Below are 21,082 nucleotides of genomic sequence, written 5' to 3'. Positions count from 1 at the left end.
GGAGCTTGCGCCACAGAGGCCCCCACAGTGTCTGCAGGTGGGGGTTGGACAGGCCGGTGGCCGGGCGGAAGGTGGCGGTGAGGCTGGGCATGCTGGGCGACTCGTGGTGTGCCTGCCTAGAGTGCCATGAAACACCGCCGCTGTACCTGCGCTATTGGTCTGTGCCCGCTCGTTGCCACAACGCGTAGTGCACCTGACCGGTCTTCTTCTCGCGGTGCAGGCGCCAGTTGCCTGGCATCGGCAGCGAAGAGGGCACGGCTTCGCTTTCGGTGTAGATCCACGCCTGCTCGCGCAGCCACTGGCCCTGCTCCAGCAGGTTGCAGGTGTTGGCCAGCAGCTCCTGGTGGAACGGCGGGTCGAGGAACACCACGTCGAACTGTTGCTTGGCCGGGCCTTGAAGGTAGCGCAGGGCGTCGGTCTGCAGGATCTGCCCGCGCGGGCAGCGCAGCAGCTCAAGGTTGTTCTTGAGATTGGCGATGGCCGTTGGGTTGCTGTCCAGCGCCACGGCGTTTTCGGCGCCGCGGGACAGCGCCTCGAGCACCAGCGCGCCGCTGCCGGTGAAGGCATCGAGCACCAGGGCGCCTTCGATATGTGGCGCCAGCCAGTTGAACAGGGTCTCGCGCACACGGTCAGGCGTCGGTCGCAGGCCTTCGCCTTCCGGCACGGCCAGGCGGCGGCTGCGCCACTCGCCAGCGATGATGCGCAGCTGGCCGGGGCCCTTGCTGGCGCCCGGTGCCGGGCGCGCTGGGGTGTTGGGTCTTGCCATTAGTGCTCCGGTACGCCGAGCGGTTGCTCGGCGGGTTTGTCAGTGGGGGCCGGCAGGGGCTGCTGGGCCACCTTCGGGCCGACGGTGACGATCACCAGCTTGTCCGCCGCCAGATGCTTGTTCATGGCGGCCTTGACCTGCTCGACGGTCAGCGCCTGGGATTGCTGCATGAAATCTTCCAGCCAGCTCAGCGGCAGGTTGTAGAAGCCGATCGCGCCCAGTTGGCCGACGATGCTGGCATTGCTGGCGTTGGACAGCGGGAAGCTGCCGGCCAGTTCGCGCTTGGCATCGTCCAGCTCCTGCTGGGTCGGGCCGCTCTTGAGGTAGTCGGCAAGGATGTCCTGCACAAGCTTGAGCGTGCCCTCGCTGAGTTCGGCGCGGGTCTGCAGGTTGATCATGAACGGGCCGCGTACCTGCATCGGGCTGAACACCGAGTACACGCCGTAGGTCAGGCCGCGTTTTTCGCGGACTTCGCTCATCAGGCGGGTACCGAAAGCGCCGCCACCGAGGATCTGGTTGCCCAGCGACAGGGCCGGCCAGTCCGGATCGTTACGGTCGATGCCCAGCTCGGCCAGCATCAGGTGGGTCTGCTTGGACGGGAAATCGATGTGGGTCGCACCCGGCGTGGGCTCGACCGGTTGCTCGGGCTTGGCCAGGGCCGGGCCTTTTGGCAGCCCGGCGGAGACCTGGGCGGCAATGGCTTCGGCTTCGCCGCGGCTGAGGTCGCCGACCAGGGCGATCACCGCGTTGCCGGCCGAGTAGGCCTTGGCGTGGAAGCCGCGCAGCTGTTCCAGGGTAATGCCCGGGATGGTTTCGGCGGTGCCGTCGCTGGGGCTGGCGTAAGGGTGTTTGCCGTAGAGGTTGGCGAACAGAGTCTTGCCGGCGATCTTGCCCGGGTTCTGCTTCTCGTACTCGAAACCGGCCAGCAGCTGGTTCTTGATGCGCTTGAGGGCATCCTCGGGGAAGGTCGGCTGGCCCACCACCTCGGTGAACAGCCTCAGCGCCGGCTCGCGCTTGTCGCTGGCGCTGAGGCTGCGCAGCGACGCCACGGCCATGTCGCGGTACGAACCGTTGCCGAAGTCGGCGCCCAGGCCTTCGAAGCCCTCGGCGATGGCGGTAACGTCCTTGCCGGCCACGCCTTCGTTGAGCATGGCGTTGGTCAGGGTGGCCAGGCCCGGGGTGCCGCCGTCCTGGCTGCTGCCGGCGGCGAAGGTCACGCGCAGGTCGAACATCGGCAGCTCGCGGGCCTCGACGAACAGCACGCGGGCGCCTTCGGCGGTGGACCAGTGCTGGATGTTCAGCTGGCGCCGGCTGGGGGCCTTGCCGTCCAGTTCGGCCAGCGATTGCAGGGTGTTGGATGGGCGGGCCGCGGTGTCCGCCTTGCCTTGGCTGTCGGACTGGGCCGGGCGCGCCAACAGCACGGCGACGGCCACCACCAGCACGATGATCGCCAGGCCGAACAGGGTGTAGCGCGGTGCGCTGCGATCACTCATGAGCGGACTCCTCGGGCAGTACATGGGCAACGCTCAGGCGTTCGCGGGTGAAATAGGTGCGGGCGGCGGCCTGGATGTCCTCCGGGGTCACGCGCTTGAGGTCGTCGAGCTCGCTGTCTATCAGCTTCCACGACAGGCCGACGGTCTCCAGCTGGCCGATGGTGGTGGCCTGGCTGCTGATGGAGTCGCGGTCATAGACCAGGCCGGCGATCACCTGGGCGCGCACGCGTTCGAGTTCTTCCGCGGTCGGTGGCGTGGTCTTGAGTTCGTCGAGCAGCTGCCAGATGCCTTTCTCCACTTCGGCCAGGGTCTTGTGCTTCTGCACGTTGGGCGTGGCCGAGATCATGAACAGGCTGTCACCGCGGGTGAAGGCGTTGTAGCTGGACGAGGCGCCGGCCACCAGTTCCTGGCCGCGCTCCAGGCGCGCCGGCATGCGGGCGCTGTAGCCGCCGTCGAGCAGGGCCGAGATCAGGCGCAGGGCGTTGACGCTGCGCGGGTCCTTGGCCGTGGCCAGGGCCGGTACGTTGAAGCCGTAGACCAGGCTGGGCAGTTGCGTGCGCAGGTGCAGGGTGAGCTGGCGCAGGCCCGGCTCGGCCAGCTCCAGCGGCAACTTGCTTGGCGGCACGGCGCGCTTGGGGATGGGGCCGAAGTACTTCTGCGCGAGGGCTTTCACCTCGTCGGGCTTGACGTCGCCGACCACCACCAGGGTGGCATTGTTCGGTGCGTACCAGGACTCGTACCAGTGGCGCAGTTCCTCGACCTTCATGCGCTCGAGGTCGGCCATCCAGCCGATGGTCGGGGTGTGGTAGCCGCTGGCCGGGTAGGCCATGGCGCGGAACAGCTCGAAGGCCTTGGCGTTGGGCTGGTCGTCGGTGCGCAGGCGGCGTTCTTCCTTGATCACCTCGATTTCGCGGCTGAACTCGTCGGCCGGCAGGCGCAGGCTGGCCAGGCGGTCGGCCTCCAGCTCGAAGGCCACCGGCAGGCGGTCACGGGCCAGCACCTGATAGTAGGCGGTGTAGTCGTCGCTGGTGAAGGCGTTCTCCTCGGCACCGAGATCGCGCAGGATGCGCGAGGCCTCGCCGGGGCCGAGCTTGGCGCTGCCCTTGAACATCATGTGCTCCAGGGCGTGGGACAGGCCGGTCTGGCCCGGCGTCTCGTAGCTGGAGCCGACCTTGTACCAGATCTGCGAAACCACCACCGGCGCACGGTGGTCCTCGCGCACGACCACCTTCAGGCCGTTGTCGAGGATGAATTCGTGGGTGGGTTGCACATCGGCGGCGAAGGCCGCCAGCGGCAGGCACAACGTGCCGAGCAACAGGCCAGCGGCGCGGCGGGCTAGAGCATTCATACGGTGTTCAACCTGTTCGGCGGCCCGCTTGGGTTTAGCGTCGGCGGGCCAGGAGGTGCTAGGATACTGATCCGGTTGCCTGGCGACCATGCCTGTCGCCGTTCTGGCCCGCAGGCCCTTACGACAAAACGTTGCGCATGAACCCGCTGGCTTCACAGTAGTCTGTTCTGCGTGACCCAAGAATTCCCGATGCACCACTGCTGGCGCATCGCTACCCTGAGATAGCCGTCTTCCATGTTTGGTTCCAACGACGACAAAAAAGCGCCGGCCGCGGCTGGCGAGAAGAAAGGCCTGTTCAGCTGGTTCCGCAAGAAGCCGGAGCAACCTGTCGCCGAACAGCCGCAAGCCCCCCAACCGCCCGCTGAGGCGCCGGTGGTACAGCCGCCTCCCGCCGAGCAGCCCGCTCCGCTGGCCGAGGCACCCCAGCCTGCGCCGGTAAGCGCGCCGGCCGAGCCGGAGCCCGCCGCTGCGCCGCTGACCGCACCGGTGGTCGAAACACCTCAGCCTGTGCCGGTGGAAGTCCCGGTCGAGCCTGTCCAGACGGCCGAACCTGAGCCTGCCGCTGCGCCTCAGGCGCCGCAGCCCGCTGTAGTGCTCGAAGCACCCCAGTCTGTGCCGGCAGAAGTCCCGGCCGAGCCTGCCGCGGTGCCTCAGACGCCGCAGCCTCCTGTGGGAGCGGGCTTGCCCGCGAATGCGTCGGACCTGTCAACGGTTGTGCCCGAGCCAACACCGCCTGCGCCTGTAAGCAACCTGGTGCTGCCGGTCGCGGAAGAGCCGGTGGCGCTGGTGCCTGACCTGGAACCCAAGGTCCCGCCGGCTATCCCTGAGCGCCAGCCCCCTGAGGTGGTGGTGCCCGAGCCAGCACCGGTGGTGATTGCCCCTGTGGTCGAGCCTGAGCCAGAAGCGCCTGTCGCCCCCGCTCCGGCTGCCGTGGAACCCGCTCCAGTCGCAGCCGAACCCGCCAAAACAGGCTTCTTCGCCCGCCTCAAGCAGGGCCTGTCGAAGACCAGCGCCAGCATCGGCGAGGGCATGGCCAGCCTGTTCCTGGGCAAGAAGGTCATTGACGACGACCTGCTCGACGAGATCGAGACCCGCCTGCTGACCGCCGACGTCGGCGTCGAGGCCACCTCGACCATCGTCCAGAACCTGACGCAGAAGGTCGCCCGCAAACAGTTGGCCGACGCCGATGCCCTGTACAAGTCGCTGCAGGACGAACTGGCCGCTTTGCTGCGCCCGGTCGAGCAACCGCTGAAGATCGAGGCGCAGAACAAGCCCTATGTGATCCTGGTGGTCGGCGTGAACGGCGCCGGCAAGACCACCACCATCGGTAAGCTGGCCAAGAAGCTGCAGCTCGAAGGCAAGAAGGTCATGCTCGCCGCCGGCGACACCTTCCGCGCCGCGGCGGTGGAGCAGCTGCAGGTCTGGGGCGAGCGCAACCAGATCCCGGTGATCGCCCAGCACACCGGAGCCGACTCGGCCTCGGTGATCTTCGACGCCGTGCAGGCCGCCAAGGCCCGTGGCGTCGATGTGCTGATCGCCGACACCGCCGGCCGCCTGCACACCAAGGACAACCTGATGGAGGAGCTGAAGAAGGTCCGTCGGGTGATCGGCAAGCTCGACGCCGATGCGCCGCACGAGGTGCTGCTGGTGCTCGACGCCGGTACCGGGCAGAACGCCATCAGCCAGGCCAAGTACTTCAACCAGAGCGTCGAGCTGACCGGCCTGGCCCTGACCAAGCTGGACGGCACCGCCAAGGGCGGCGTCATCTTCGCCCTGGCCAAGCAGTTCAATATCCCGATCCGCTTCATCGGTGTGGGCGAGGGTATCGACGACCTGCGCACCTTCGAGGCCGAACCCTTCGTCAAGGCGCTGTTCGCCGAGCGGGAACCTTCATGATCCGATTCGAACAGGTAGCCAAGCGCTATCCCAACGGCCACGTCGGCCTGCACGAACTGAGCTTCCGGGCGCGTCGTGGCGAGTTCCTGTTCGTCACCGGCCACTCCGGCGCCGGCAAGAGCACCCTGCTGCGCCTGCTGCTGGCCATGGAGCGTCCGACCAGCGGCAAGCTGCTTTTGGCCGGGCAGGACCTGGGCCAGATCAGCAACGCGCAGATCCCGTTCCTGCGCCGTCAGATCGGCGTGGTGTTCCAGAACCACCAGCTGCTGTTCGACCGCACGGTGTTCAACAACATCGCCCTGCCGCTGCAGATCCTCGGGCTGTCCAAGGCCGAAATCGCCAAGCGCGTGGATTCGGCGCTGGAGCGCGTGTCGCTGAGCGACAAGGGCGAGCTGTTCCCGGCCGACCTGTCCACCGGCCAGCAGCAGCGCGTGGGCATTGCCCGCGCCATCGTCCACCAGCCGGCCCTGCTGCTGGCGGACGAGCCCACCGGTAACCTCGACCCGCGCCTGGCCGCCGAGATCATGGGCGTGTTCGAGGACATCAATCGCCTGGGTACCACGGTATTGATCGCCAGCCACGACCTGGCGCTGATCGCGCGCATGCGCCACCGCATGCTGACGCTGCAACGCGGCCGCTTGATCGGCGATGGGGAGGCCGGGCAATGAGCACCACACGTACACCAAAGGTTTCCGAGCGCGTGGCGCCGAAAGCCGCCGCCCCACAACCGACGAAGAAAAAGCGTGGCGATCACGACGACGATGGCCCGGACTTCAGCACCCTGCTGCACGCCTGGCTGGAAAGCCACCGCGCCAGCCTGGCCGACAGTCTTCGCCGACTGGGCAAGCAGCCGATCGGCAGTTTCTTCACCTGCCTGGTGATGGCCGTGGCGCTGAGCATGCCCATGGGCCTGTCGCTGTTGCTGAAGAACGTCGAGAAACTCGGCGGTTCCTGGCAGCGCGCGGCGCAGATCTCGCTGTACCTCAAGCTCGACGCCAGCAGCCGCGACGGCGAGGCGCTGCGTGACGAGATCAAGGGCATGCCCGGCGTCGCCGAGGCCCAGTACGTCAGCCGCGAGCAGGCACTGGAAGAGTTCCAGCAGCAGTCGGGCCTGGGTGAGGCGCTGCGCGAGTTGCCGGACAACCCGCTGCCGGGCGTGGTGGTGGTGACCCCGACCGAGGTCGACAAGCCCGCCCTGGAGGCCTTGCGTCAGCGCCTGTCCGAGTTGCCGCGGGTGGAAGCGGCGCAGCTGGACCTGGTGTGGGTCGAGCGCCTGGCGGCAATCCTCAAGCTGGGTGACCGGTTCGTCTTCGGCCTGGCGGTGATGCTGATTTCCGCGCTGTTGTTAGTAATCGGTAACACAATTCGTCTACATATCGAAAACCGCCGGGTCGAGATCGAAGTGATCAAGCTCGTCGGTGGCACCGACAGCTACGTGCGCCGGCCTTTCCTGTACATGGGCGCGCTGTACGGCCTGGGTGCGGGCGTGCTGGCCTGGGGCATCCTGGCGTTCGGCCTGAACTGGCTGAATGACGCGGTGGTCGGGCTGTCCGGCCTGTATGGCAGTGATTTCGCCCTGGGTGGCGTACCGGCCTCCGATGGTCTTTCACTCTTGATCGGGGCGGTGCTGTTGGGGTATATCGGTGCATGGATCGCCGTTGCTCGTCACCTGAACGAGCTCGCGCCGCGATAAATGTTTCATGGCCAGTATTGACAAATTTTTCATCCTGGAACTTGTACAACGGTTCCTTGTCTATGCTGGCAGTGCCCACAAGGCACGAGTCTGTAAGCCGGAGGTACTTGAATGACCACATCGTTGCAACCTGCCTATGCCCTGGTTCCCGGTGCAAACCTGGAAGCCTACGTGCACACGGTCAACAGCATCCCCTTGCTGTCGCCGGAGCAGGAGCGTGATCTGGGCGAGCGTCTCTACTATGAGCAGGATCTCGAGGCCGCTCGTCAAATGGTGATGGCCCACCTGCGTTTCGTCGTACACATCGCCCGTAGCTACGCAGGCTACGGACTGGCCCAGGCCGACCTGATCCAGGAAGGCAACGTCGGCCTGATGAAGGCGGTAAAGCGTTTCAACCCGGAAATGGGCGTGCGTCTGGTGTCCTTCGCGGTGCACTGGATCAAGGCCGAGATCCACGAGTTCATCCTGCGCAACTGGCGCATCGTCAAGGTGGCCACCACCAAGGCCCAGCGCAAGCTGTTCTTCAACCTGCGCAGCCAGAAGAAGCGTCTGGCCTGGTTGAACAATGACGAAGTGCATCGCGTGGCCGAAAGCCTCGGCGTTGAGCCCCGTGAAGTGCGCGAGATGGAAAGCCGCCTGAGCGGCCAGGACATGGCCTTCGACCCGGCGGCCGAAGCTGACGACGACAGCGCCTTCCAGTCGCCCGCGCATTACCTGGAAGACCACCGCTACGACCCGGCCGTGCAGCTGGAGGACGCCGATTGGAGCGACAACTCCACCAGCAACCTGCATGAAGCGCTGCAAGGCCTGGACGATCGCAGTCGCGATATCCTCTACCAGCGCTGGTTGGCCGAGGAAAAGGCCACGCTGCATGAGCTGGCGGAGAAGTACAGCGTTTCGGCCGAGCGTATTCGCCAGCTGGAGAAGAACGCGATGAACAAGGTCAAGGCACTGATCGCGATCTGATCGGCGCCTGGCTGGAGTGAAAAAGCCGCTGTTCTCGCAAGAGACAGCGGCTTTTTCGTGTGTTGTGGCGCGTGGGAGCGGGCTTGCCCCGCGATGGCGATGCGGCGATGAATCGTCTATCGCGGGGCAAGCCCGCTCCCACGAAAGCCAGGCCTCAAAGCCTGCGCGAAGTATCCAGCTGCATCAGGTAGCTCGGCCCACCCAGCTGGCTCATCTGCCGGCGAATCCACCCTGCCCGGCTCGCCACATAGGCGCTTGGCCGGCTGGCACTCCACTTGATCGGACTCGGCAGCACCGCTGCGAGCTGTGCGGCCTGTTGTCGCGTCAGGCGGCTGGCGTCCACGCCGAAGTGGTAGCGTGCCGCGGCCTGGGCACCGAACACGCCCTTGCCCCATTCGGCGCTGTTCAGGTAGACCTCGAGAATCCGCTCCTTTGACCAGAACAGCTCAATCAGCGCGGTGAACCAGGCTTCCAAACCCTTGCGCAACCAGCTGCGCCCGGACCACAGGAACAGGTTCTTGGCCACCTGCTGGGTCAGGGTGCTGGCGCCACGGACCTTGCCACCACGCTCGTTGTAGGCCAGCGCCGCCTGTATGGCTGGGATGTCGAAGCCCCAGTGGCTGGCGAACTTCTGGTCCTCGCCGGCAATGACTGCGACCTTGAGCTCGTCGGAGATGTCCTCCCAGGGCGTCCAGTCGCGTTGCAGGTCGATGGGCTCGCCGCTGAACCACGACTCCACCTTGCGCTCGACCATCAGCGCGGTGCCGGGCGGTGGAACCCAGCGCAGCACCAGGACCACGGCGGCGCTGCCGGCGGCGAACCAGAGCAGGGCGCGGGAAAGGCGGCGCAGAAGAGATGACAGCATGGTGATGGCTTGGCCGGACCGTTGGAACGGGCCATTATACAGACCCCTCCCGAGGAGTCGTCCCATGCTTCGCAGCTTCCTGATGCTCGCCGCGTTCTTCGGCTTTACCGGCGTCGCCCTCGGCGCCTTCGCCGCCCATGGCCTGAAGAGCCGTCTCAGCGCCGACTACCTGGCGATTTTCCACACTGGCGTGACCTACCAGCTGGTGCACGCCCTGGCGATCCTCGCGGTGGCGGTGCTCTCGGCACACCTGCCGGGGCGCCTGGTCGGCTGGGCCGGCGGTCTGTTCGCCGTGGGTATCCTGCTGTTCTCCGGTAGCCTCTACTTACTGACCCTGAGCGGCCTGGGCAAGCTCGGCATGATCACCCCGCTGGGTGGCCTGTGCTTGCTCGCCGGTTGGTTGTGCCTGGGCCTGGCCGCCTGGCGCCTGGGCTGACCGAACGGTCCACAATCGCGACTAATGGCGTGCGTCGCCCTTGGGTTGAGGGGTGGATCGGCGCTAGAATGCGGGCCCCAAAGAACAATGGTGGCCGTGCGCATGCGCATTCAATTGAACGGTGAACCTTACGAACTGCCCGAGGGCGAGAGCGTCGCGGCGCTGCTGGGCCGGCTGGAGCTGGCCGGTCGCCGGGTGGCGGTGGAACTGAACCTGGACATCGTGCCGCGCAGCCAGCACGAGAACACGCGATTGAGCGAAGGCGACCAGGTCGAAGTGGTTCATGCCATTGGCGGTGGTTGAGCGCGTTCCGCCGACTCATCCGGCCGATTCATCCAAAGTCCCGTAACCTTTCCAGAGGAACATCGATGAGCAACGTTCGCAGCGACAAGCCTTTCGTCCTGGCCGGGCGCACTTTCCAGTCGCGCCTGCTGGTCGGCACCGGCAAGTACCGTGACATGGAGGAAACCCGCCTGGCCACCGAGGCCTCGGGTGCCGAAATCGTCACCGTGGCCGTGCGTCGCACCAACCTCGGCCAGAACGCGGGCGAGCCGAACCTGCTCGATGTGCTGTCGCCCGACAAGTACACCATCCTGCCGAACACCGCGGGCTGCTTCGATGCGGTCGAGGCGGTGCGTACCTGCCGCCTGGCCCGTGAGCTGCTCGACGGCCACAAGTCCCACGAGGAGCGGACGCTGGTGAAGCTGGAAGTGCTGGCCGACCAGAAGACCCTGTTCCCCAACGTGATCGAAACCCTCAAGGCCGCCGAAGTGCTGGTCAAGGACGGCTTCGATGTGATGGTCTACACCAGCGATGACCCGATCATCGCCCGCCAGCTGGCCGAAGCCGGCTGCATCGCCGTCATGCCGCTGGCCGGCCTGATCGGCACCGGCCTGGGTATCTGCAACCCCTACAACCTGCAGATCATCCTCGAGGAATCCAAGGTGCCGGTGCTGGTCGATGCCGGCGTGGGGACCGCCTCCGACGCCACCATCGCCATGGAGATGGGCTGCGAGGCGGTGCTGATGAACTCGGCCATCGCCCACGCCCAGCACCCGGTGCTGATGGCCGAGGCCATGAAGCACGCCATCCTTGCCGGCCGCATGGCGTATCTCGCCGGGCGCATGCCGAAGAAACTCTATGCCAGCGCGTCCTCGCCGCTGGAAGGTCTGATCAAGTAAGAGCCCCAGATGACTGAATCGCAAGAAACGCCGATCACCGAAGACGGCGAAGCCCGCCCGCACCGCCGCATCAAGAGTTTCGTGATGCGTGCCGGGCGCATGACCGAAGGCCAGCAACGCGGCCTGGAGCAGGGCGGCCCGCTGTTCATCCTGCCGTTGACCGACAGCCCGGTAGACTACGATCAGGTGTTCGGCCGTTCGGCGCCGCGCACCTTGGAGATCGGCTTCGGCATGGGCCATTCGCTGCTGGAGATGGCCGCTGCCTCGCCCGAGCTGGACTTCATCGGTGTCGAAGTGCACCGTCCAGGTGTCGGCGCACTGCTCAACGGCGTGCTGACCCAGGGCCTGAAGAACCTGCGGGTTTACGATTGCGACGCCATCGAAGTGCTCAACCGCTGCGTGGCCGACAACAGCCTCGATCGCCTGATGCTGTTCTTCCCGGATCCGTGGCACAAGGCGCGTCATCACAAGCGCCGGATCGTCCAGCTGGAGTTCGCCGAGCTGGTGCGCCGCAAGCTCAAGCCCGGTGGCGTATTCCACATGGCGACCGACTGGGAGCCCTATGCCGAGTACATGCTGGAAGTGATGAGCGCAGCGCCCGGCTATCGCAACCAGGCGGCTGATGGCGCCTACGTGCCGCGCCCGCAAGAGCGTCCGATCACCAAGTTCGAGCGCCGTGGTGAGCGCCTTGGGCATGGGGTGTGGGATCTGAAGTTCGAGAAGGTGGACTGAGCCAAGTTCGTTCGGAGCTGACCTTCAAACCTGCGAAATGGCAGGTACAAAAAAACCGCCTTTAGAAGGGCGGTTTTTTTATGCGGGCTTCGGGTTACGAATCCTCAACCTGCGTGTTTCAGTTTCACTGGAGACAGTTCACGGCTCAAATACTAGGGTTGCCTGGAGGTCGCGTCAATCGTGGAAATATCCAGCATTACGTGTGACTGGGCGAGTAACAGCTTCACCTTTTCAGAAAGCGTAAGATCACGCCGCTCTCATGTGATTCCTTCCAGTGTCGGGCCGGGAACGAATTCAATCCGTTGTCTCGGCCCCTTCGACGCGGCCCACGAACCGCGCCGGTGGAGTGTTCGAAGGGCCATCCACCTGGCCGCTTCACTGGAGATGGTTCACACGATTTCCGAAGGCGTCGAAGTGCCGGTCAGACGCTGGAAGATTGGCCCAGCCAACACGGAGGCCAAGGCATATGAAGCGTTTGCTGAATACGCTGAGCCGCGTCTGGAAGCTGATCCGGATCCTGATTGTTTTCAGGTCTGTCAGGGACTTCCTGCGCGATCACTTTGACGATGCCCGCTAAGGGTTAGTCGGGTGAGAAGCCGCCCTGGCTCGCCAGGGCGGCTTTTAGCAAGTACTCAGCCCCGCCGATCAGCTACGACCCCAATCAATACCAGCACCACCAGCAGTACCGGTGCCAGCGCATAGTTGTTGAACTGCCCCAGCCCCTTGACGATCCACGGCGTTGCATAGATCAGTGCTGCGCCGCTGCCGATCATCACCAGCAGCGCCATGAACGGCACCCGCAAGGCGCCGGCCAGGCCGCCCAGGCGGCCTTCTACCCAGCCTTTGATATCGGTGCCGAACAGCACCAGCAGGCAGCCCACCAGGGCCAGCGAGATTTCTGACAGGTTGCTGCGGCTCCAGCGGGAAACGGTCGAGAGCAGGTCAAGTACCAGGTCCATGGGTCATCCTTAATTCAAGAAGTACTGCAGCAGGTCGTTGAGGAACAGCTGACCACGTGGCGTGGCGGCCAGCCGATCCGGTTCGACCTGCAAAAGGCCTTTTTGTTCGGCTTCACGGCGGGCTTCGGCCAGTTGTGCCAGGGGTAGGCCGGTGCGCAGGCTGAACAGTTCGGCCTCTACCCCGTCGGTGAGGCGCAGGGCGTTCATCAGGAACTCGAAGGGTAGCTCATCGGCCGGCAGCAGCTTCTCGCCGGCCTTGAACGGCTTGGACGGGTTCAGGTAGTCCTTGGGCAGGCGGGTCTTCCAGGTGCGCAGGATGCGTCCGTCGGGGAACGACAGCTTGCCGTGGGCACCGGCACCGATGCCGATGAAGTCACCGAAGCGCCAGTAGTTCAGGTTGTGCCGCGCGGCACGGTCGGCCTGGGCATAGGCCGAGACTTCGTACTGGCGGTAACCGTGGTCGGCCATCAGCGCCTGGCCGGCTTCCTGGATATCCCAGAGGATATCGTCCTCGGGCAGCTCGGGCGGCTGGTTCCAGAACACCGTGTTCGGCTCTACCGTCAGCTGGTACCAGGACAGGTGCGTCGGCGCCAGTTCGATGGCCTGGCGCAGGTCGCCCAGGGCGTCGTCGAGCGACTGGTCCGGCAAGCCGTGCATCAGGTCCATGTTGAAGTTGTCGAAGCCTGCGGCACGGGCCATGTCGGCGGCGCGCACCGCTTCGGCACCATTGTGGATGCGCCCGAGCTTCTCGAGCTTGGCAGGCTGGAAACTCTGCACGCCGATGGACAGGCGGTTGATGCCGGTCTGCCGGTAGGCCTTGAACTTCTCCTGCTCGAAGGTGCCCGGGTTGGCCTCGAGGGTGATTTCGATGTCCGGGGCGAACGGGATGCGTTGCTCGACACCGCGCAGCAGGCGGCCCAGCGCATCGGCGCTGAACAGGCTGGGTGTACCACCGCCGAAGAAGATCGTGCTGATCGGGCGGCCCTGGACGGCAGGCAGTTCCTGGTCAAGGTCGGCCAGCAGGGCATCGATGTATTCGGCTTCAGGCAGCTTCGGGCCGGCCTGGTGCGAGTTGAAGTCGCAGTACGGGCATTTGCGCACGCACCAGGGAATATGGATGTACAGCGACAGCGGCGGGAGTTCGGGAAGGATCAGGCCCGCCGGTTGCACGAACAGCTTTTCGGTCATGCCAGGCCCAGACGTTGACGCAGCAGGGCCATGGCGCGAGCGCGGTGGCTGAGCTGGTTCTTGTCGACCGGGGCGAGGTCGGCGCTGGAGCACTGGCGCTCCGGGACCCAGAACAGCGGGTCGTAGCCGAAGCCGTGCTCACCGCTGGCCTCGAACAGGATGCTGCCGTGCCACAGGCCTTCGCAGAGGATCGGCAGCGGATCGTCGGCATGCCGCACCAAGGCCAGGACGCAGACGAACTGTGCGCCGCGCTGGTCTTCAGGCACGTCCTGGAGCGCTTCGAGCAGCTTGGCGTTGTTCGCCGCGTCGCCCTTGCCGTCGGCGTAGCGCGCCGAGTAGATGCCCGGCGCGCCGCCGAGGAAGTCCACTGCCAGGCCCGAATCGTCGGCCAGGGCCGGCAGGCCGGAGATGCGTGCGGCGTTGCGCGCCTTGAGGATGGCGTTTTCGACGAACGACAGGCCGGTCTCTTCCGGCTCCACCTGGCTGAATTCGCCGATCGAGCGCAGGTGCACGGATTCGCCGAGCATGGCCTGCAGTTCCTTGAGCTTGCCGGCGTTGTGGCTGGCCAATACGAGTTGCGTAAGATTCATCATTCGCCTGGGAACACTTCCTGGTTGAAGCTGAGTTTATGACTGACGCCGCCGGTTTCGACGTTGATATCGAAAGTGACGGTCTCGGCCTGGTCGATCTTGAACTGGGCGATGTAGTAGACCGCGCCCTGATCGGTGATCTGCTTGAACGACAGCGGGTTGCTGCGCCCGGTCAGGTCCTTCACCGTACCGCTGACCACCGCCGTTGCAGGCTTCTCGGCCTTGAGCACGGCGATGTTGAGCACGCCCTGGTTCTTGCTGCGGGTCAGGCCCGTGGCGGCGGCGATTTCCGGTTGCAGCATGCTCGAGGTGAAGGCGCTGTAGTGGACCGTCACATCGCCGAACACTTCCTTGCGGTCAGGCCTGGCGGCATCGGCAGCCAGTACCGGCAAGGCCAGGCACAGGCTGATCAGAAACAGTGCTAGTCGACGCATGATCCCATTCCTCCGTTCGCGAGGGTCAGACCGCGAGCTGATGCTCCTGCAGGCCCGGGCTGCTGACCCGATAGATACCGATCTCACCTAGAAGATTAGGCCAAAGCCGCCCACCCAACCCGTTACGGTGCAGACGGTCGACGGCCAGGCGGTCGAGGACCTTGGCGTGGCGCTCATGGCACAGGTTCTCGAAGTCCTCGAAGGTGCAGAAGTGGATGTTCGGGGTGTTGTACCAGGTATACGGCATGAAGTCCGAAACCGGCATGCGACCCTTGGTCGCCAGGTACCAACGGCAGCGCCAGTGGCCGAAATTGGGGAAGGTGATGATGCACTGGCGCCCCACCCGCAGCATCTCGTCGAGGATCCGGTCGGGGTACTCCACGGCCTGCAGGGCCTGGGTCATGACCACCACGTCGAAACTGTTGCTGGCGAAGTTGCCCAGGCCCTTGTCCAGGTCCTGCTCGATGACGTTGACACCTTTGGCCACACAGGCGGCGATGTTGTCGGCGTCGATCTCCAGGCCATAGCCGGTGACGTTCTTGCGCTCGCGCAAGGAGGCCAGCAGTTCGCCGTTGCCGCAGCCCAGGTCGAGGACCCGGCTGCCGGCGGGGATCCAGTCTTGGATGATTTCCAGGTCGGCTCTCATGCTGTCCTCAGAGGGCGATGCGGTTCATGTAGTTCGCGAAGCCCTGCATGTAGCGGGGCGTCGGGATGAGGAAGGCGTCGTGGCCGTAAGGCGAGTCGATGTCCAGGTAGCAGACGTTCTTGCGCGCGGCCATCAGGGCGTCGACGATCTCTCGCGAGCGGGCCGGCGAGAAGCGCCAGTCGGTGGTGAACGACATGATGCAGTAGTCCGCCGTGACGTGGGCCAGGGTCGCCGCCAGGTCGCCGCCATGGGCTGCGGCCGGGTCGAAGTAGTCCAGCGCCTTGGTCATTAGCAGGTAGGTGTTGGCGTCGAAACGGCCGGAGAACTCCTCGCCCTGGTAGCGCAGGTAGCTTTCGACCTGGAACTCGACGCTGTGGAAGTCGTAGTTGAGCTTGTCGCTCTTGAGTTCGCGGCCGAATTTCTCGCCCATCGAGTCGTCGGACAGGTAGGTGATGTGGCCGACCATGCGCGCCAGCATCAGGCCGCGCTTGGGAATCACGCCCTGGTCCTGGAACGAGCCGCCGTGGAACTCGGGGTCGGTAAGGATGGCCTGGCGCGCCACTTCGTTGAAGGCGATGTTCTGCGCCGACAGCTTGGGCGCCGAGGCGATGTCCACGCAGTGGCGCACGCGGTCCGGGTAGGTGATGGTCCACTGCAATGCCTGCATGCCGCCGAGGCTGCCGCCGACGATGGCGGCCCAGGTCTGTACACCTAAGCGGTCGGCCAGGCGCGCCTGGCTGTGCACCCAGTCCTCCACGGTCAGCACCGGGAAATCGGCGCCGTAGGGCTTGCCGGTGGCCGGGTTGATGCTGCTGGGGCCGGTGCTGCCGTTGCAGCCACCCAGGTTGTTCAGGCTGACAACGAAGAAGCGGTTGGTGTCGATCGGCTTGCCGGGGCCGATGCAGCTGTCCCACCAGCCCGGCTTGCGGTCGGTGGCGGCATGGTAGCCGGCGGCATGGTGATGGCCGGACAACGCATGACAGATCAGCACGGCATTGCTGGCGGCGGCGTTGAGGGTGCCATAGGTTTCGTAGATGAGCTCGTACGAGGCCAGGGAGCGGCCACAAGCCAGGGCCAGCGGTTCATCGAACCGGGCAGTCTGCGGTGTTACCAGACCGACGGAATCTTCGGGAAGGACAGTGGACATCGACCCTGCTCACGCTTGACGGAGGCGTAAGTCTAAAGAGCGCTACCCCCAGCGGCAAGCAAAGGCTTGCCGCTGGATGCAGGGCGGGTCAGATCATCCGCCACAGCTCTTGCGGCATGCCGGCGTAGGCCGCCAGTTGGGGCATCAGGAACGACTGGATCACCTGGATGGCGATGAAGGCGAAGATCGGCGAAATATCCATGCCGCCGAGGTTCGGCACCAGGCGGCGGAACGGCGCCAGCACCGGCTCGCTGATCTGGTAGGCCAGCTCGGCGGCGGGGTTGTGGCTGTTCGGCGCGACCCACGAGACGATGACCATGACGATCATCGCCACCCAGAAAATCTTCAGGAACAACGAGGTAATGCCCAGGATCGACCACATCAGCAGATGCAGGATGTCGCCGAAGGTGCCGTAGGTGACCATCAGCACGAAGGCCATCAGCAGCGCCTGGATCAGGATCGACAGCAGCAGCGAGGAGGTGTCCAGGCCGGCGATGCTGGGGATCATTCGACGCAGCGGCTTGAGCAGCGGCTGGGTGGCGCGCACGGCGAACTGGCTTAGCGGGTTGTAGAAGTCGGCCTTGACCAGCTGCAGCACGAAGCGCAGCAGGACGATCACCAGATACAGGCTGACCAGGGTTTGCACCACGAAGATCGCGGCGCCGGACAATGCATTCATCAATGGCTCCTTATTTGCCCAGTTGTTCGGCCAGTTCGGCGGAACGTTTCGCCGCGGCCTGAAGTGCCTGCTCGACGATTGCCTCGAAACCGCTGGCCTGGAACGACTTGATCGCCGCTTCCGTGGTGCCGGCCGGCGAGGTCACGCGGCGGCGCAGCTCGGCGGCGTCGACGTCGCTGGCAACCGCCATGCGGGCGGCGCCCAGGGCGGTCTGCAGGGTGAGTTGCGAGGCGGTTTCACGCGGCAGGCCGAGTTTCTCGCCGGCGGCGGTCATGGCTTCGATCAGCAGGAAGAAATAGGCCGGGCCGCTGCCGGAGACGGCGGTGACGGCATCCAGTTGTTGTTCTTCGTCCAGCCACAAGGCGGTGCCGACCGCCGACAGCAGCTGTTCGGCCTGCTGGCGCTGCTCGGCGGACACTTCCCCGGTGGCATACAGGCCGCTGACGCCCTGGCGCAGCAGCGCCGGGGTGTTGGGCATGCAGCGCACCACCGGGATCGCGCCCAGCCAGGCCTGCAGGCTGGCACAGGTGATGCCGGCGGCAATGGAAACCACCAGCTGGCCGGGCTTGAGGTTCGGCTTCAGTGTTTCGCAGACCGCCTTCATGACCTGCGGTTTGACCGCCAGCACGATCACGTCCACGCCCTCGATGGCCTGGGCGTTGTTTTCGAAGGCATCAATGCCGTGCTCGGCCTGGATCCGCGCACGGGTTTCGGCACCCGGGTCGCTGGCGCGGATCTGCGCGGCGTCCAGGCCCTGGGCACGCAGGCCGCCGATCAGGCTGGCGGCCATGTTGCCGGCACCGATAAAGGCAATACGAGTCTTGCTCATGTCAGGTCCTTGAAGGAAAGAGTGAGTTAAGCATGGATTCAGGGCTGTCCGTAGTCGCGGGCGCCGAACAGGGCGGTGCCGATGCGGACCCAGGTCGCACCTTGGGCGATGGCGGCTTCCAGGTCGTGGCTCATGCCCATCGACAGGGTGTCCAGGCCGAGGCCCAGCTGCTCCTGGAGCTGGCGCAGGATGGCAAAGGCGGCCTCCTGCTCGGCGCGGTCCTCGGTCGGCTCCGGAATCGCCATCAGGCCGCGCAGGCGCAGGCCGGGCAGGGCGTTCACCGCCTGGGCCAGGGCCGGCAGCTCGGCGGGCATGCAGCCGGACTTGCTGTCCTCGCCGCTGACGTTGACCTGCAGGCAGACGTTCAGCGGCGCCAGGCCGGCAGGGCGTTGTTCGGAGAGGCGTTGGGCGATCTTCAGGCGGTCCACGGAATGTACCCAGTCGAAATGCTCGGCGATGGCCTTGGTCTTGTTCGACTGGATGGGGCCGATGAAGTGCCAGATCAAGGGCAGGTCGGAAAGCGCCTGTTGTTTTGTCAGGGCTTCCTGAAGGTAGTTTTCGCCCACATCGCGCAGCCCGGCCGCAAAGGCCTCGCGGATGGCGCTGGCGGGCTTGGTCTTGCTCACCGCCAGCAGCTGGATGCTGGCCGGGTCGCGTCCGGCGGCCCTGGCCGCGCTGTCGATGCGGGTGGCAATGGCGCCAATGTTGTCTGCTAGGGTGGACATGGTTCGTCGCCGACGGCTTTGGGGTCAGCGGCATTCTACCTGCTTGATCGCCGTTGGGGAGTCTCATGGATGTGACCGACCTGTTGGGCCGGGCCCTGGCTGCCGGTGCCAGCGACCTGCATCTGGCTGCTGGCGAGCAGCCGCTGCTGCGTGTGGATGGGGTGTTGCAGCGTCTGGACCTTGCGCTGCTGACGACAGGGGCGCTGGAAAACGGGATGGCGGGTCTGCTTGATAGCGAGCAGCGGCGGCAGTGGGCGGCCGGGGATGAGCTGGACCTGGCGGTGAGCCTGGATGGACTGGGGCGTTTTCGGCTGAACCTGTTCCGCCAGCGCAATGGTCCGAGTGCCAGCGTACGTTTGGTCCCCGCGAGCGTGCCCTGTCTGGAGGCACTTGATCTGGTGCATGTGTTTCAAATCATCTCCCGGTACCGGGATGGCCTGGTCCTGGTCGGTGGTGCCACCGGCAGCGGCAAGTCGAGCACCCTCGCGGCGCTGATCGATCGGCTCAACCGCGAATACGCATTGCATATCGTCACGCTCGAGGACCCGATCGAGTTCATCCACGGCAGTCAGCGCAGCCTGGTCAATCAGCGTGAGATAGGCCTGCATAGCCGTGACTTTGCCCAGGCCCTGCGCAGTGCCCTGCGTCAGGACCCGGACGTGATCATGATCGGCGAGCTGCGCGATCTGCACAGCATTCGCCTGGCGTTGCGCGCCGCGGAGACCGGGCACCTGGTGCTGGCCACCGTGCATACGCGATCGGCGGTGAACAGCATCGACCGGCTGGTGGAGGTGTTCGCGCCGGAGGAAAAGTCGCTGGTGCGCAGCATGCTGGCTGACTCCCTGCGGCTGGTGGTCGCGCAGGTGCTGGTGCGGCGATCAGGCGGTGGCCGGGTCGCGGCGCGGGAGGTGCTGGTGGCGACGCCAGCGGTGCGCAACCTGATACGTGAGGGGCGCCTGGCGCAGATCCATTCGCTGATGCAGGCTGGTGCGGCGGCGGGGATGTGCACGATGGAGGGGGCGCTGCAGGCGCTGGAGGCGCGGGGTTTGATAGTGGGTTAGGAACGTCCACAGAGACTGAAAGTGCACCGCAGTCCCTGTGGGAGCGGCTTTAGCCGCGAACACCGGCAGAGCCGGTGCCATCCTCCGCGTCGCTTGTTTCGCGGCTAATACTCTCCCACAGAGTTCGCGCTGGGCGCGGAATCATGGTTCCCTTCGATCTCCCACAGGGACTGCTGGGCGTTTCAGCGTTTGGCCAGGCTCAGCGCCTGTTGCTGCTGCTTGGGCAGCACGCGCTTGGCTACCACGTAGTGCTTCTGCCAGTAAGGCTTCTCCAGGCTGTCGATGCTCACCCGCTTGCCGGTGCGCGGCGCGTGGATGAAGCGGTCGTTGCCCAGGTAGATGGCGACGTGGTTGACCCGACGGCTCTTGATGTTGAAAAAGATCAGGTCGCCTGGCTTGAGGTCGCCCTTGGCCACCTTGACGCCTTGACCCTGGGCCATGGCATTGGAGGTGCGCGGCAGGTCGACATCCGCCACATCGTTGAACGCATACTTGACCAGGCCGCTGCAGTCGAAGCCCTTCTTCGGGCTGCTGCCGCCCCAGCGATAGGGCGTGCCGAGCACGTTCACCGCACGGCTGAGCACTTCGCTGCTCTGCTTCGGCGACATCGCCACCGCCTGCATGCCCACGGCGTGCTGCTTGGCCGCATTGGCCGGGCGCGCGCGCAGGCTGTTGGTGCTGCGGTACTGGATCGGGGCGCGTTTCACCGTGGCGTCGGCGTTGGTCGTGTAACCGGTGAATCCGCTTGGAAGACGTTGCTCACGGTTGGTGGCGTGGGCGGCCAGGGGTAATAAAAGGCAGAGGGTCAGCCATGTCTTGAAGAAAGGTGGCATAGATGAAGCTCTTTATAAGTGTTGGCGCGCAACTTTATAACAGCTTTTTGATCAAATTCTGATCCGTTGGTCGCTCAGCCACGTACCATATGTCGGGTCAAAACGAAAAAGTCACATTTTTCGTTAGAAAATTTTCGGCTATCCCACGAGGGCTTCGAATGAATGGTTATCAACAGGGTGCCCCTTCGCACGACACCCACAGCAAGGTCCTCGGCTATCTGCTGTGGATCTTCGGTTTCACCGGCTCGCACCGTTTCTACTACGGCAAGCCGATCACCGGGACGATCTGGTTCTTCACCCTCGGGCTGCTGGGCATCGGCTGGCTGATCGACCTGTTCCTGATCCCGTCGATGGACCGCGAGGCGGACATGCGCTTCGAATCGGGCGGGGTGGATTACAACCTGGCGTGGATCCTGCTGACCTTCCTCGGCATCTTCGGTGTGCACCGGCTGTACCAGGGCAAGTGGATCAGTGCCTTGATCTACCTGTTCACCGGCGGTCTGTTCCTGCTGGGCGTGCTGTATGACTTCTGGACGCTCAACAGCCAGATCTCCCAGGTCAACGCCGAGCGTCGCCGGGTATGAAAAAAGGCCTTGTCGCTGAATGCGGCAAGGC

At 65.1% G+C, this 21,082-nt stretch carries 25 protein-coding genes (1 of these 25 cut by a window edge); 10 read left to right on the top strand and 15 right to left on the bottom strand.

Annotated elements, in window-relative coordinates:
- The 4 genes in view from NMG10_RS20365 to NMG10_RS20350 are tightly spaced (at most 60 nt apart) and all read right to left on the bottom strand, a layout consistent with a single transcriptional unit that may run on beyond the window.
- Positions 1-91, bottom strand: the beginning of a protein-coding gene (locus tag NMG10_RS20365) for a hydrolase (protein WP_254465013.1). 902 nt of this gene lie to the left of the window's left edge; 91 of the gene's 993 nt are visible here — the first part of the coding sequence; the start codon lies at positions 89-91; its stop codon lies beyond the left edge, outside the window.
- Positions 92-151: 60 nt separating this feature from the next.
- Positions 152-766 (bottom strand): 16S rRNA (guanine(966)-N(2))-methyltransferase RsmD, encoded by a 615-nt coding sequence (rsmD, locus tag NMG10_RS20360; protein ID WP_203648556.1) that lies wholly within the window; start codon positions 764-766, stop codon positions 152-154.
- Positions 766-2,259 carry a pitrilysin family protein gene (locus tag NMG10_RS20355; protein WP_254465012.1) on the bottom strand — a complete coding sequence of 498 codons (1,494 nt, stop codon included), beginning with the start codon at positions 2,257-2,259 and terminating at the stop codon, positions 766-768. The genes rsmD and NMG10_RS20355 overlap by 1 nt, the downstream gene beginning before the upstream one ends.
- The gene (locus NMG10_RS20350) at positions 2,252-3,607 is read right to left on the bottom strand and encodes a pitrilysin family protein (RefSeq protein ID WP_203648545.1); all 1,356 of its coding nucleotides are present in this window, start codon (positions 3,605-3,607) and stop codon (positions 2,252-2,254) included. Before NMG10_RS20350 ends, NMG10_RS20355 begins: the two co-directional genes overlap by 8 nt.
- 234 nt (positions 3,608-3,841) lie before the next feature.
- Between NMG10_RS20350 and ftsY the strand changes: the two genes are divergently transcribed.
- From ftsY to rpoH, 4 genes are all read left to right on the top strand, one after another.
- The gene (ftsY, locus tag NMG10_RS20345) at positions 3,842-5,503 is read left to right on the top strand and encodes a signal recognition particle-docking protein FtsY (RefSeq protein ID WP_203648543.1); all 1,662 of its coding nucleotides are present in this window, start codon (positions 3,842-3,844) and stop codon (positions 5,501-5,503) included.
- Positions 5,500-6,171, top strand: coding sequence for a cell division ATP-binding protein FtsE (gene ftsE, locus NMG10_RS20340; protein ID WP_011531723.1), 672 nt, complete (start codon positions 5,500-5,502; stop codon positions 6,169-6,171). Before ftsY ends, ftsE begins: the two co-directional genes overlap by 4 nt.
- Complete coding sequence (gene ftsX, locus NMG10_RS20335) at positions 6,168-7,196, top strand: permease-like cell division protein FtsX (protein ID WP_203648541.1); 1,029 nt, start codon at positions 6,168-6,170, stop codon at positions 7,194-7,196. The genes ftsE and ftsX overlap by 4 nt, the downstream gene beginning before the upstream one ends.
- Before the next feature lie 111 nt (positions 7,197-7,307).
- On the top strand, positions 7,308-8,162 hold the full coding sequence (gene rpoH, locus NMG10_RS20330) for an RNA polymerase sigma factor RpoH (RefSeq protein ID WP_050707365.1): 855 nt from the start codon (positions 7,308-7,310) through the stop codon (positions 8,160-8,162).
- A gap of 154 nt (positions 8,163-8,316) precedes the next feature.
- On the opposite strand, the gene mtgA is transcribed toward rpoH, so the two are convergent.
- On the bottom strand, positions 8,317-9,027 hold the full coding sequence (mtgA, locus tag NMG10_RS20325; RefSeq protein WP_028689133.1) for a monofunctional biosynthetic peptidoglycan transglycosylase: 711 nt from the start codon (positions 9,025-9,027) through the stop codon (positions 8,317-8,319).
- Between the two features lie 64 nt (positions 9,028-9,091).
- Here mtgA and NMG10_RS20320 point away from each other — a divergent pair, with 64 nt between their 5' ends.
- The 4 genes from NMG10_RS20320 (at position 9,092) to trmB (ending at position 11,376) form a co-directional block, all read left to right on the top strand.
- The gene (locus NMG10_RS20320) at positions 9,092-9,463 is read left to right on the top strand and encodes a DUF423 domain-containing protein (RefSeq protein ID WP_254465011.1); all 372 of its coding nucleotides are present in this window, start codon (positions 9,092-9,094) and stop codon (positions 9,461-9,463) included.
- Positions 9,464-9,565: 102 nt separating this feature from the next.
- Entirely contained in the window at positions 9,566-9,766 is a 201-nt protein-coding gene (gene thiS / locus NMG10_RS20315; RefSeq protein WP_232854894.1) for a sulfur carrier protein ThiS, read from the top strand.
- A gap of 65 nt (positions 9,767-9,831) precedes the next feature.
- Positions 9,832-10,644 carry a thiazole synthase gene (locus NMG10_RS20310; protein ID WP_232854895.1) on the top strand — a complete coding sequence of 271 codons (813 nt, stop codon included), beginning with the start codon at positions 9,832-9,834 and terminating at the stop codon, positions 10,642-10,644.
- A 9-nt stretch (positions 10,645-10,653) separates the two neighbouring features.
- On the top strand, positions 10,654-11,376 hold the full coding sequence (trmB, locus tag NMG10_RS20305) for a tRNA (guanosine(46)-N7)-methyltransferase TrmB (protein ID WP_110735367.1): 723 nt from the start codon (positions 10,654-10,656) through the stop codon (positions 11,374-11,376).
- A 632-nt stretch (positions 11,377-12,008) separates the two neighbouring features.
- Here the strand turns inward: trmB and NMG10_RS20300 are convergent.
- The 9 genes from NMG10_RS20300 to NMG10_RS20260 form a co-directional block, all read right to left on the bottom strand.
- The gene (locus tag NMG10_RS20300) at positions 12,009-12,335 is read right to left on the bottom strand and encodes a DUF3392 family protein (protein WP_011531731.1); all 327 of its coding nucleotides are present in this window, start codon (positions 12,333-12,335) and stop codon (positions 12,009-12,011) included.
- A 9-nt stretch (positions 12,336-12,344) separates the two neighbouring features.
- A complete protein-coding gene (gene hemW, locus NMG10_RS20295) occupies positions 12,345-13,523 on the bottom strand; it encodes a radical SAM family heme chaperone HemW (protein ID WP_254465010.1) in 1,179 nt (392 codons plus the stop codon).
- Positions 13,520-14,116, bottom strand: coding sequence for an RdgB/HAM1 family non-canonical purine NTP pyrophosphatase (gene rdgB / locus NMG10_RS20290; protein WP_203648526.1), 597 nt, complete (start codon positions 14,114-14,116; stop codon positions 13,520-13,522). The genes hemW and rdgB overlap by 4 nt, the downstream gene beginning before the upstream one ends.
- Positions 14,113-14,547, bottom strand: coding sequence for a DUF4426 domain-containing protein (locus NMG10_RS20285; protein ID WP_203648518.1), 435 nt, complete (start codon positions 14,545-14,547; stop codon positions 14,113-14,115). The genes rdgB and NMG10_RS20285 overlap by 4 nt, the downstream gene beginning before the upstream one ends.
- A gap of 25 nt (positions 14,548-14,572) precedes the next feature.
- Positions 14,573-15,193 (bottom strand): methionine biosynthesis protein MetW, encoded by a 621-nt coding sequence (gene metW / locus NMG10_RS20280; RefSeq protein ID WP_011531735.1) that lies wholly within the window; start codon positions 15,191-15,193, stop codon positions 14,573-14,575.
- 7 nt (positions 15,194-15,200) lie between these two features.
- Entirely contained in the window at positions 15,201-16,340 is a 1,140-nt protein-coding gene (locus NMG10_RS20275; protein ID WP_254465009.1) for a homoserine O-acetyltransferase, read from the bottom strand.
- An 88-nt stretch (positions 16,341-16,428) separates the two neighbouring features.
- Positions 16,429-17,019: a YggT family protein gene (locus NMG10_RS20270; protein ID WP_254465008.1), complete on the bottom strand. Its 591-nt coding sequence runs from the start codon at positions 17,017-17,019 to the stop codon at positions 16,429-16,431.
- A 10-nt stretch (positions 17,020-17,029) separates the two neighbouring features.
- On the bottom strand, positions 17,030-17,848 hold the full coding sequence (proC, locus tag NMG10_RS20265) for a pyrroline-5-carboxylate reductase (RefSeq protein ID WP_244670941.1): 819 nt from the start codon (positions 17,846-17,848) through the stop codon (positions 17,030-17,032).
- A gap of 38 nt (positions 17,849-17,886) precedes the next feature.
- Positions 17,887-18,573 (bottom strand): YggS family pyridoxal phosphate-dependent enzyme, encoded by a 687-nt coding sequence (locus tag NMG10_RS20260; protein WP_203648512.1) that lies wholly within the window; start codon positions 18,571-18,573, stop codon positions 17,887-17,889.
- A gap of 65 nt (positions 18,574-18,638) precedes the next feature.
- On the opposite strand from NMG10_RS20260, the gene NMG10_RS20255 reads away from it, so the two are divergent.
- Positions 18,639-19,634 carry a type IV pilus twitching motility protein PilT gene (locus NMG10_RS20255; protein ID WP_254465007.1) on the top strand — a complete coding sequence of 332 codons (996 nt, stop codon included), beginning with the start codon at positions 18,639-18,641 and terminating at the stop codon, positions 19,632-19,634.
- A 182-nt stretch (positions 19,635-19,816) separates the two neighbouring features.
- Here NMG10_RS20255 and NMG10_RS20250 read toward each other — a convergent pair whose 3' ends face one another.
- Positions 19,817-20,467, bottom strand: a complete 651-nt coding sequence (locus NMG10_RS20250) for a C40 family peptidase (RefSeq protein WP_203648508.1) — start codon at positions 20,465-20,467, stop codon at positions 19,817-19,819.
- A gap of 158 nt (positions 20,468-20,625) precedes the next feature.
- On the opposite strand from NMG10_RS20250, the gene NMG10_RS20245 reads away from it, so the two are divergent.
- Positions 20,626-21,051 (top strand): TM2 domain-containing protein, encoded by a 426-nt coding sequence (locus NMG10_RS20245; RefSeq protein WP_023630210.1) that lies wholly within the window; start codon positions 20,626-20,628, stop codon positions 21,049-21,051.
- The last annotated feature ends 31 nt before the right edge of the window (positions 21,052-21,082 follow it).

This window comes from Pseudomonas sp. DVZ6 (genome assembly GCF_024259445.1).
Taxonomy (GTDB): domain Bacteria; phylum Pseudomonadota; class Gammaproteobacteria; order Pseudomonadales; family Pseudomonadaceae; genus Aquipseudomonas; species Aquipseudomonas peradeniyensis.
This window is presented reverse-complemented; position numbering and strand designations above follow the sequence as displayed.

Coding starts and splice junctions, on each gene's coding strand:
- rsmD (WP_203648556.1), bottom strand. CDS start 766: ATGGCAAGACCCAACACCCCAGCGCGCCCGGCACCGGGCGCCAGCAAG.
- NMG10_RS20355 (WP_254465012.1), bottom strand. CDS start 2,259: ATGAGTGATCGCAGCGCACCGCGCTACACCCTGTTCGGCCTGGCGATC.
- NMG10_RS20350 (WP_203648545.1), bottom strand. CDS start 3,607: ATGAATGCTCTAGCCCGCCGCGCCGCTGGCCTGTTGCTCGGCACGTTG.
- ftsY (WP_203648543.1), top strand. CDS start 3,842: ATGTTTGGTTCCAACGACGACAAAAAAGCGCCGGCCGCGGCTGGCGAG.
- ftsE (WP_011531723.1), top strand. CDS start 5,500: ATGATCCGATTCGAACAGGTAGCCAAGCGCTATCCCAACGGCCACGTC.
- ftsX (WP_203648541.1), top strand. CDS start 6,168: ATGAGCACCACACGTACACCAAAGGTTTCCGAGCGCGTGGCGCCGAAA.
- rpoH (WP_050707365.1), top strand. CDS start 7,308: ATGACCACATCGTTGCAACCTGCCTATGCCCTGGTTCCCGGTGCAAAC.
- mtgA (WP_028689133.1), bottom strand. CDS start 9,027: ATGCTGTCATCTCTTCTGCGCCGCCTTTCCCGCGCCCTGCTCTGGTTC.
- NMG10_RS20320 (WP_254465011.1), top strand. CDS start 9,092: ATGCTTCGCAGCTTCCTGATGCTCGCCGCGTTCTTCGGCTTTACCGGC.
- thiS (WP_232854894.1), top strand. CDS start 9,566: ATGCGCATTCAATTGAACGGTGAACCTTACGAACTGCCCGAGGGCGAG.
- NMG10_RS20310 (WP_232854895.1), top strand. CDS start 9,832: ATGAGCAACGTTCGCAGCGACAAGCCTTTCGTCCTGGCCGGGCGCACT.
- trmB (WP_110735367.1), top strand. CDS start 10,654: ATGACTGAATCGCAAGAAACGCCGATCACCGAAGACGGCGAAGCCCGC.
- NMG10_RS20300 (WP_011531731.1), bottom strand. CDS start 12,335: ATGGACCTGGTACTTGACCTGCTCTCGACCGTTTCCCGCTGGAGCCGC.
- hemW (WP_254465010.1), bottom strand. CDS start 13,523: ATGACCGAAAAGCTGTTCGTGCAACCGGCGGGCCTGATCCTTCCCGAA.
- rdgB (WP_203648526.1), bottom strand. CDS start 14,116: ATGATGAATCTTACGCAACTCGTATTGGCCAGCCACAACGCCGGCAAG.
- NMG10_RS20285 (WP_203648518.1), bottom strand. CDS start 14,547: ATGCGTCGACTAGCACTGTTTCTGATCAGCCTGTGCCTGGCCTTGCCG.
- metW (WP_011531735.1), bottom strand. CDS start 15,193: ATGAGAGCCGACCTGGAAATCATCCAAGACTGGATCCCCGCCGGCAGC.
- NMG10_RS20275 (WP_254465009.1), bottom strand. CDS start 16,340: ATGTCCACTGTCCTTCCCGAAGATTCCGTCGGTCTGGTAACACCGCAG.
- NMG10_RS20270 (WP_254465008.1), bottom strand. CDS start 17,019: ATGAATGCATTGTCCGGCGCCGCGATCTTCGTGGTGCAAACCCTGGTC.
- proC (WP_244670941.1), bottom strand. CDS start 17,848: ATGAGCAAGACTCGTATTGCCTTTATCGGTGCCGGCAACATGGCCGCC.
- NMG10_RS20260 (WP_203648512.1), bottom strand. CDS start 18,573: ATGTCCACCCTAGCAGACAACATTGGCGCCATTGCCACCCGCATCGAC.
- NMG10_RS20255 (WP_254465007.1), top strand. CDS start 18,639: ATGGATGTGACCGACCTGTTGGGCCGGGCCCTGGCTGCCGGTGCCAGC.
- NMG10_RS20250 (WP_203648508.1), bottom strand. CDS start 20,467: ATGCCACCTTTCTTCAAGACATGGCTGACCCTCTGCCTTTTATTACCC.
- NMG10_RS20245 (WP_023630210.1), top strand. CDS start 20,626: ATGAATGGTTATCAACAGGGTGCCCCTTCGCACGACACCCACAGCAAG.